This is a genomic window from Proteiniphilum sp. UBA5463 (assembly GCF_002427225.1).
In the GTDB taxonomy this organism is placed as follows: domain Bacteria; phylum Bacteroidota; class Bacteroidia; order Bacteroidales; family Dysgonomonadaceae; genus Proteiniphilum; species Proteiniphilum propionicum.
In genome coordinates, this window is sequence record NZ_DIQL01000042.1 from 24,057 (window position 1) to 31,955 (window position 7,899).

Below are 7,899 nucleotides of genomic sequence, written 5' to 3' on the forward strand. Positions count from 1 at the left end.
TCCTGTCTTACTTATCCCCTAATATCCTTAACCATCAACTGTGTGAACGTTTTGTTCCCATGCGTATTCTCTTCTATTGTATAACAGATATCTATTGGCAGGCCCTCTTTTATACGCTTGTAATATTCATGTTGACAAAAAGCGATGCCAGGCATGGGATTTTCGGTTGTTTCATCAATAACCTCAAGCTTAATATGGCGGTATCCCTTGCCAACAAGCTTACTGTTTCCGGAATCGAAAACGTTCCTGGTCAAAAACACAGGATTCTCATTCTCAGGGCCAAACGGGTTAAAAAGAGAGAGGCCCTCAACAAAACAAGAGGTAATCTCCGACAATGTTATCTCAGCATCTACAGTAATCTGAGGCAGCATCATCCTTGGCTCAATGCCGTCGAAAGATAGCGTATTGAAACGCGTGGTAAACTCTTCCAGGTTCTCTTCTCGCAGAGTCAATCCGGCAGCATAGGTGTGACCACCAAAATTCTCAAGTATATCACGGCACGACTCTATGGTTTTATATACATCAAAACCTGGTACCGACCTGGCTGAACCGGAAATCAACCCGTTTGATTTTGTGAGGACCACTGCAGGACGGTAATATTTTTCGGTAAGCCTAGAAGCCACAATTCCCACAATGCCTTTGTGCCACGTTTCGTTATAAATCACAAAACTCTTATGGCTACTTATATCGATGTAGTTCTCTATATATTCAATAGCCTCATCAGTGATCTTCTTATCAAGCTCACGACGATCTTCATTATATTTATCAATATTCTTGCTTTTCTCCCTGGCTGCAGTCATATCGTTTGCCAGCATCAGGTCAACCGCTTCCTTCCCGTTCATCATCCTTCCTGATGCATTGATGCGAGGCCCAATTTTAAAAACAATATCGTTTACCGTAATATGTTTCCTGTGCAGCCCGCATATCTCGATAATACCACGTAGCCCAAAGCTGGGATTGGAGTTAAGCTGCTTAAGGCCATAATGAAACATCACCCTGTTTTCACCGGTTAACGGCACAATATCGGATGCAATGCTCACTGCCACCAAGTCGAGCAATGGCTCAATATCAGAGAAAGGATAACCGTTTCGTTGCGAAAATGCCTGTACAAGCTTAAAACCTACACCACACCCTGAAAGATCATCATATGGATAAACCGAGTCTAACCTTTTTGCATCTACAACAGCAACAGCATCAGGGAGCTGATCATCAGGCATATGATGATCACAAACAATAAAGTCAATACCTTTTTCTTTAGCATAAGCGATCTTACTTACCGCTTTGATGCCGCAATCGAGAGAGATTATGAGCTTTACACCCGTGTTTAGAGCATAATCGATTCCCTGAAACGAAATGCCATACCCTTCATCGTACCGGTCGGGAATATAATAATCAATATTACTTGTTATCCCGCGAAAGAATTTGTACACCAACGAAACTGCCGTTGTGCCATCCACATCGTAATCCCCGTAAACAAGAATTCGCTCCTTGTTGCCAATAGCCCTTTCAATTCTCAAGATTGCTTTATCCATATCAGGAAGAAGAAAAGGATCGTGCAAATCTTCAAGCTTAGGATATAGAAACCTGTTTGCCTCTTCTTTCGTTTCTATTCCTCTGTTAAAAAGCAATTCAACAAGTACGGGATGTAAATTTAATTCTTCAGCTAACTCATTTTTTTTATTTTTTTGGTCGTTTGACAGGGTTGAGTAATTCCATCTGTAAGTCATTTATATCGTTTTTTTATTTTATCTCTCAGGCCCGAATTTCCACGGGGCAAGCGGCTCACTCAGGTATTACTCCCTGCCGCGGCGTATCTCGGCAATGGCTTGTTTACAGACCAATCCGAAGATGTAAAGGTAATACTATTTTTTCTTGATTCGATTATTTTAAACATTAAATAACCTATTTTCTGCTATTCAATTCTTATTCGTAACTTTGCAAATCAATTTCAATAAAAATGAAGATAGCAGCTTTAGTTTCAGGCGGAGTAGACAGTTCGGTTGTGGTGCATCAGTTGAAAGAGATGGGCTACGATCCGACAATTTATTACATAAAAATAGGGATGGAAGACAAAGACGGCTATATTGATTGTCCTTCGGAGGAAGATATAGAGATAGTGTCATACATTGCTGCTAAATATGGCTGCAATTTCGAGGTTGTATCGTTACACAAGGAATATTGGGACAGCGTAGTCCGATACACAATTGAGTCAGTCAAACGAGGCCTTACTCCCAATCCCGATATGATGTGCAACAAGCTGATAAAGTTCGGAATATTTGAACAAAAATGGGGACACTGTTTCGACAAGATTGCCACCGGCCATTATGCAACAACAACAGAACAAGAGGGCCTGACCTGGCTCTCTACGGCGAAAGACCGCGTTAAGGACCAAACATATTTCCTGGGACAGATAAACTATGTACAGATATCCAGGCTGATGTTCCCCATTGGCAACCTGCTTAAATCGGAAGTACGGGCAATTGCTGCAAAGCAGAAACTGCCATCGGCGCAACGCAAAGACAGCCAGGGAATATGCTTCCTAGGGAAAGTAAATTATAACGATTTTATTGAACGATATCTGGGGCGTAAGGAAGGGCTTATAGTTGAGCTTGAAACTGGCAATATACTGGGAAAACATCAGGGGTTCTGGTTCCACACCATCGGCCAGCGCAAAGGGCTTGGATTGAGTGGTGGCCCCTGGTTCGTGATAAAAAAAGATGTAGACAGGAATATAGTATATGTTTCAAAAGGATACGATACTAAACATCAATACGGAGAAGTTATCAATCTTCAGGGCTTTGATTTTATTACCGGAGATGTGTGGGGCGACTTCGATGACGAGAAAGAGATAACGTTCAAAATAAGGCATACACCAGAATTCACCAGTGGAAAGATTTCCAAAATAGGCGATATGTACCGTATTTACTCCGATAAACCCATACAGGGGATAGCTGCAGGACAGTTTGGCGTTGTGTATGACAAAGAGTGCCGTTTATGCCTGGGCAGCGGTATGATTATCTGATCTGTTTGATTTTTCGCCCCGTTTTACTAACTTTGCGGCAGTAACACACTGACCGGATATAAAAGTTTTACTCAACAGTTTCTGCCCCTTAATCCGCTTAGTATAAAAAACAATAGAATATGAAAAAAATCGCCTCCTTACTCTCAGTTTTTCTGCTATTGCCCCTTTCTAAAGCAGCTGCACAATTCGATGGTACCATTGGCACAGGCGCCCATGTGGGTTACGGATCGGGAATAAACAGCCCCGGAAGCGGGGTTCATATTCACTACTATTATGCCAACAATATACGGTTTGCACCCTCATTTACCCATTTTCTTGAGCGAAAAGGTGAAAGCATGTGGATGATAGATACCGATGCCCATTTCATTATTCCTATTTCTCTCTCGTCATCACTCTACCCGGTAACAGGCGTACACTTTTCAAATTGGAAACACGAAGCAACAATAAAAGGAGATATCCTCACAGAGGGCCGGAGTGATCACCGTATAGGTATTAACCTTGGAGGTGGGTTCCAACATGACATAGGCTACAAGATCAGGGCAAATTTTGAATTGAAATACCAGTTCATTCAAAATTATTCGCAGGCTGTTTTTACCGCCGGAATAGGATTCTGGTTTTGAAAAATAGACCAATTATATGAAAGACTTTATTGTCAACGAGATTAAAAATGAAACCGCCGTTCTGGTCGGGCTCATCACACCCGAGCAGAACGAAGAAAAGGTGAACGAGTACCTGAATGAGCTGGCATTCCTTGCCGAGACGGCAGGACTTGCACCGGGGAAACGCTTTGTCCAGCGTATGGATATACCCAACTCCACTACATTTGTGGGCAAGGGAAAGCTCCTGGAGATTGAGGACTACGTGAAAGACAAAGAGAATGAAGTTGGCGTTGTGATATTTGATGATGAGTTGTCTGCCAGGCAGCTCCGTAATATTGAGGGGGAGCTTCAGGTACGCATTATGGATCGTACAAGCCTTATTCTTGATATTTTCGCGATGCGTGCAAAGACAGCCCACGCCAAAGCACAGGTTGAGCTGGCACAATACCAGTACCTGCTTCCCAGGCTCACCCGAATGTGGACTCACCTTGAGAGGCAGAGGGGAGGCGGGGGGACCATTATGCGCGGGCCGGGTGAGACACAGCTGGAGACCGACCGACGAATCATTCTCGACAAGATTACCCGTTTGAAACAGGAACTGAAAGATATCGACAAACAGAAGTCCGTACAACGAAAGAACCGGGGTAAACTGGTACGTGTAGCCCTGGTAGGCTACACAAACGTAGGAAAATCGACCCTGATGAACCTTCTAAGCAAGAGTGAGGTTTTTGCTGAGAACAAACTATTCGCAACTCTTGATACCACTGTACGAAAGGTTACAGTGCAAAACCTGCCGTTTCTGCTTACCGACACTGTCGGATTTATACGCAAACTGCCCACTCACCTTATAGAATCGTTTAAATCGACGCTTGACGAAGTGCGTGAAGCTGACATCCTCATGCATGTGGTGGACATTTCACATCCTGCTTTCGAAGAGCAGATAAATGTGGTAGAGAAGACTCTCTACGAGATCGATGATACCGAAAAACCGTCAATCCTGGTTTTTAACAAGATCGATGCTTTTACACATGTCGTTAAAGATGAAGACGACCTTACGCCAAAAAAACGTGAAAACTATACACTTGAAGAGCTTAAACAAACATGGCTAAGTAAGATAAAAGAAAACTGCATTTTCATCTCTGCTAAAGAGAAAGAGAATATTGAAGTTCTGAAACAACTTATCTACGATAAGGTGAAGGAGATACATATTCAACGCTTCCCCTATAACGATTTTTTATACCAAATATTTGAGGAAGAATAAAAAATAGTTAATACTCCAGTTTTTTGAAAAAACATAATTACAGCCAAAACAGCAAACAACCCTAAACTGCCTGCCGGTAGCGCATAACTACACGTTATGGCGTTCTATCTGTCCATCTTACATAGCTCTCTGTTCAGCGAAATTACAGCATCCTCATATTGCTCGCGTGCAATTACGAACTGCATATTGACCTGCATAAGCGATTGGGCAAAACTCTCTATATTAATACCATTCTCATATAGTGCTTTTGCTGCTCTGTACAAAAAACCGGGCATTGCAATATTGCTTCCCATTACACAGACAATGGCAGAAGGTTTTGCGGTTACCTGATAAAACACATCATTTAAAACCTTAATTAGTTCGTTGCTTTTTTCGTTCTCCCATACAACCATGGTTATTGAGTTTGCATTGGTCGATTTAAGAATGTAGCTCACCCCATACTTCACGAAATACTGCATAATTCGCCCGTCAAAACCTACTTCTCCCACCATCATAGGGTCGTGTATCTCTATTGCAGTCACCTTGCGCGACCCTGATACTATCTCCACTCGCGGTTCGGGCGAAATATAATCACGGGAAATAAGAGTACCGGGATGATCGGGATCGAATGTGTTCTTTATTCGAATATTGATCCCGGCCAACTCGAGAGGTTTAGCCGCTTTGGGATGAATAGCCTCCATACCGATATCAGCCAGCTGATCAGCAATTATGTAATTAGTATGGCCAACAGGGATACTGTTCTCCACACCCACAATCTTGGGATCGGCACTCGAGAGGTGGTACTCCTTGTGAATAACTGCCTCTTCGGCTTTCACCTCAACGGCAATCTTGCTGAAAGTAACCTCGCTGTAACCTCTGTCAAAGGCGCGCATGATACCTTCTGTGCCCTTGGTATAGCCGGTTGCGATACACAGCACATTGCTAAAGTCAATTCCACTGAACTCCTTGTGTATTCGCTTGTCAATTGTTAAAGGCTCATTGTCGTTAAAGCCGCAAAGATCGATAAACCGTGCATTAATGCCGTTGTTGTTAAGCATATTTACGGAGTTCCATCCCGAATGGGCCTCCCCGATGGATGCCAGTATTTCGCGGGCAGCAAGATAGATATCGGTACGGTTTACATATCCCGATGCCAACACCTTTCCAAGGCTGTACAAAACAGTCTTGGCCTGATCAACACGAAACCGGATAAAGTCTCTTGCCTCTTTCAGGTCCAGACCATAATCGGCAAACCCGTCGTTTATAAGTAGAAGACGCTGGCAAAATGAGTCCAGTGCGCTACTGTAATCTTCCCCGTTAAGGAATTTATTATAGATACCCGGCTCACCTGTTTTCTTATGTTCCAGCAGCCAGTTGGTCACGTTGTTGTAAGCCGAAACCACGAAAATCCGGTTATATAGCTGATCGCTCTTTCGGTTCCCTATGATAATATTCTGCAATACGTCCTGAAACTGGGACATTGAGGTACCCCCTATTTTTTCTACTGTAAGCATATGAAAAATGGATATTTATTAATACGGATTATAAATTATAAGTCCCGATTGTGAACTGCTTCAGCAAACAAAGATAGATGATTAATCTATATATTTGTTTCTACTTTATACTTTCTATCGCCGAGCATCCTTTCAGAAGTTCTTAAGCTCCCTGTAAACCTTAAAAACCGGTAAACCCATTACATTAAAATATGATCCCTGAATGCGCTCTACAGCAATGTAGCCTATCCACTCCTGCACACCGTATGCGCCTGCCTTATCCATTGGATTGTAAGCTGATACATAATAATCAATCTCTTCGTCGCTCAACACCCCGAATGTTACATGTGCTACATCGGAAAAAGCGACCTGTTTCACAGCAGAGGTGAGACAGACACCTGTTACCACTCGGTGAGTCTCTCCTGAAAGGAGGCGAAGCATACGTTTTGCATCTTCTTTATCAGCCGGTTTCCCAAGTATCATGCCATTGAGCAACACAACAGTGTCTGCTGTGATAATCAGCTCATCATCTCTTAACTCCGGAAGACAAGCAGATGCTTTTCTCCGTGCGAGGAACTCTGCGACCTCTTCATGGGGAAGTGTATCGGGGTATGCTTCGTCGATACCGGGTAATGAGCGAAGTTCATACTGAACGTCGATACCGGAAAGCAACTCCCTGCGTCGCGGTGAGTTGGAAGCCAAAATAATTCTGTAACTGGTCAACTTCATAATACGCCGCGAATCCTGGTTAATTTTACCAGAAGATCTTCCAGAAGGTTTAGCGGAAGCATATTTGCTCCATCCGACCCGGCATTTTCAGGATCAGGATGCGTTTCAATAAATAAACCGTCGGCACCCACTGCTATTGCCGCTTTTGCAATGGTTTCTATCAACTGAGGCTGCCCGCCCGTCACACCCGATACCTGGTTAGGCTGTTGCAGGCTGTGTGTCACATCCATCACAACGGGAAAACCAAACTCTTTCATAGTGGGTATTCCACGAAAATCGACCACCAGATCTCCATATCCGAAAGTGGTGCCCCGCTCCGTGAGTATCACCTTTTGGTTACCGCAGTCACTCACCTTCTGCGCAGCAAACCGCATTGCATCGGGTGAAAGGAACTGGCCCTTTTTAATGTTAACCACCTTCCCCGTCTTTGCTGCGGCAACAAGCAGTTCGGTCTGGCGACAAAGGAAAGCCGGTATCTGCAGCATATCAACGTAGCCCGCAGCCATCTCGGCTTCAGAGCTCTCATGGATATCAGTAACAACCGGAATGCCGAAAGTGTCGCGCACCTTGCCCAATATTTTCAACGCTTTTTCATCACCTATCCCTGTAAAGGAGTCAACTCTCGAACGGTTCGCTTTGCGATATGAACCTTTAAAGACATATGGAATGCCTAATTTTTCGGTGATCACTTTAATTTTTTCCGCTATCCTCAATGCCATATCTTCAGATTCAATGACGCAAGGCCCGGCAAGCAGAAAAAAATTCCCTGATTCTAAATAGGAAAAATCCATTGTTTTATTTTTAACATTATTAACC

The 7,899-nt window shown here is 43.5% G+C and carries 7 protein-coding genes; 3 read left to right on the top strand and 4 right to left on the bottom strand.

Annotated features, from left to right (window positions below; genetic code table 11):
* Positions 1-11 precede the first annotated feature (11 nt).
* Positions 12-1,727 (bottom strand): single-stranded-DNA-specific exonuclease RecJ, encoded by a 1,716-nt coding sequence (gene recJ, locus B3B27_RS06980; protein ID WP_238868519.1) that lies wholly within the window; start codon positions 1,725-1,727, stop codon positions 12-14.
* A gap of 230 nt (positions 1,728-1,957) precedes the next feature.
* On the opposite strand from recJ, the gene mnmA reads away from it, so the two are divergent.
* The 3 genes from mnmA (at position 1,958) to hflX (ending at position 4,882) form a co-directional block, all read left to right on the top strand.
* On the top strand, positions 1,958-3,022 hold the full coding sequence (gene mnmA / locus B3B27_RS06985; protein WP_238868518.1) for a tRNA 2-thiouridine(34) synthase MnmA: 1,065 nt from the start codon (positions 1,958-1,960) through the stop codon (positions 3,020-3,022).
* Between the two features lie 119 nt (positions 3,023-3,141).
* A complete protein-coding gene (locus B3B27_RS06990) occupies positions 3,142-3,642 on the top strand; it encodes a hypothetical protein (protein ID WP_238868517.1) in 501 nt (166 codons plus the stop codon).
* A gap of 16 nt (positions 3,643-3,658) precedes the next feature.
* Positions 3,659-4,882: a GTPase HflX gene (gene hflX / locus B3B27_RS06995; protein WP_238868516.1), complete on the top strand. Its 1,224-nt coding sequence runs from the start codon at positions 3,659-3,661 to the stop codon at positions 4,880-4,882.
* 104 nt (positions 4,883-4,986) lie between these two features.
* Here the strand turns inward: hflX and B3B27_RS07000 are convergent, their stop codons facing one another.
* From B3B27_RS07000 to kdsA, 3 genes are all read right to left on the bottom strand, one after another.
* On the bottom strand, positions 4,987-6,375 hold the full coding sequence (locus tag B3B27_RS07000; protein ID WP_256448720.1) for an aspartate kinase: 1,389 nt from the start codon (positions 6,373-6,375) through the stop codon (positions 4,987-4,989).
* A gap of 132 nt (positions 6,376-6,507) precedes the next feature.
* On the bottom strand, positions 6,508-7,083 hold the full coding sequence (locus B3B27_RS07005; RefSeq protein WP_238868514.1) for a Maf-like protein: 576 nt from the start codon (positions 7,081-7,083) through the stop codon (positions 6,508-6,510).
* Positions 7,080-7,874 (bottom strand): 3-deoxy-8-phosphooctulonate synthase, encoded by a 795-nt coding sequence (gene kdsA, locus B3B27_RS07010; RefSeq protein ID WP_238868513.1) that lies wholly within the window; start codon positions 7,872-7,874, stop codon positions 7,080-7,082. Before kdsA ends, B3B27_RS07005 begins: the two co-directional genes overlap by 4 nt.
* Between the last annotated feature and the right edge of the window lie 25 nt (positions 7,875-7,899).

What these genes read in the sequence shown, in the direction of transcription:
- recJ (WP_238868519.1), bottom strand. Translation starts at nt 1,727, where the DNA reads ATGACTTACAGATGGAATTACTCAACCCTGTCAAACGACCAAAAAAAT.
- mnmA (WP_238868518.1), top strand. Translation starts at nt 1,958, where the DNA reads ATGAAGATAGCAGCTTTAGTTTCAGGCGGAGTAGACAGTTCGGTTGTG.
- B3B27_RS06990 (WP_238868517.1), top strand. Translation starts at nt 3,142, where the DNA reads ATGAAAAAAATCGCCTCCTTACTCTCAGTTTTTCTGCTATTGCCCCTT.
- hflX (WP_238868516.1), top strand. Translation starts at nt 3,659, where the DNA reads ATGAAAGACTTTATTGTCAACGAGATTAAAAATGAAACCGCCGTTCTG.
- B3B27_RS07000 (WP_256448720.1), bottom strand. Translation starts at nt 6,375, where the DNA reads ATGCTTACAGTAGAAAAAATAGGGGGTACCTCAATGTCCCAGTTTCAG.
- B3B27_RS07005 (WP_238868514.1), bottom strand. Translation starts at nt 7,083, where the DNA reads ATGAAGTTGACCAGTTACAGAATTATTTTGGCTTCCAACTCACCGCGA.
- kdsA (WP_238868513.1), bottom strand. Translation starts at nt 7,874, where the DNA reads ATGGATTTTTCCTATTTAGAATCAGGGAATTTTTTTCTGCTTGCCGGG.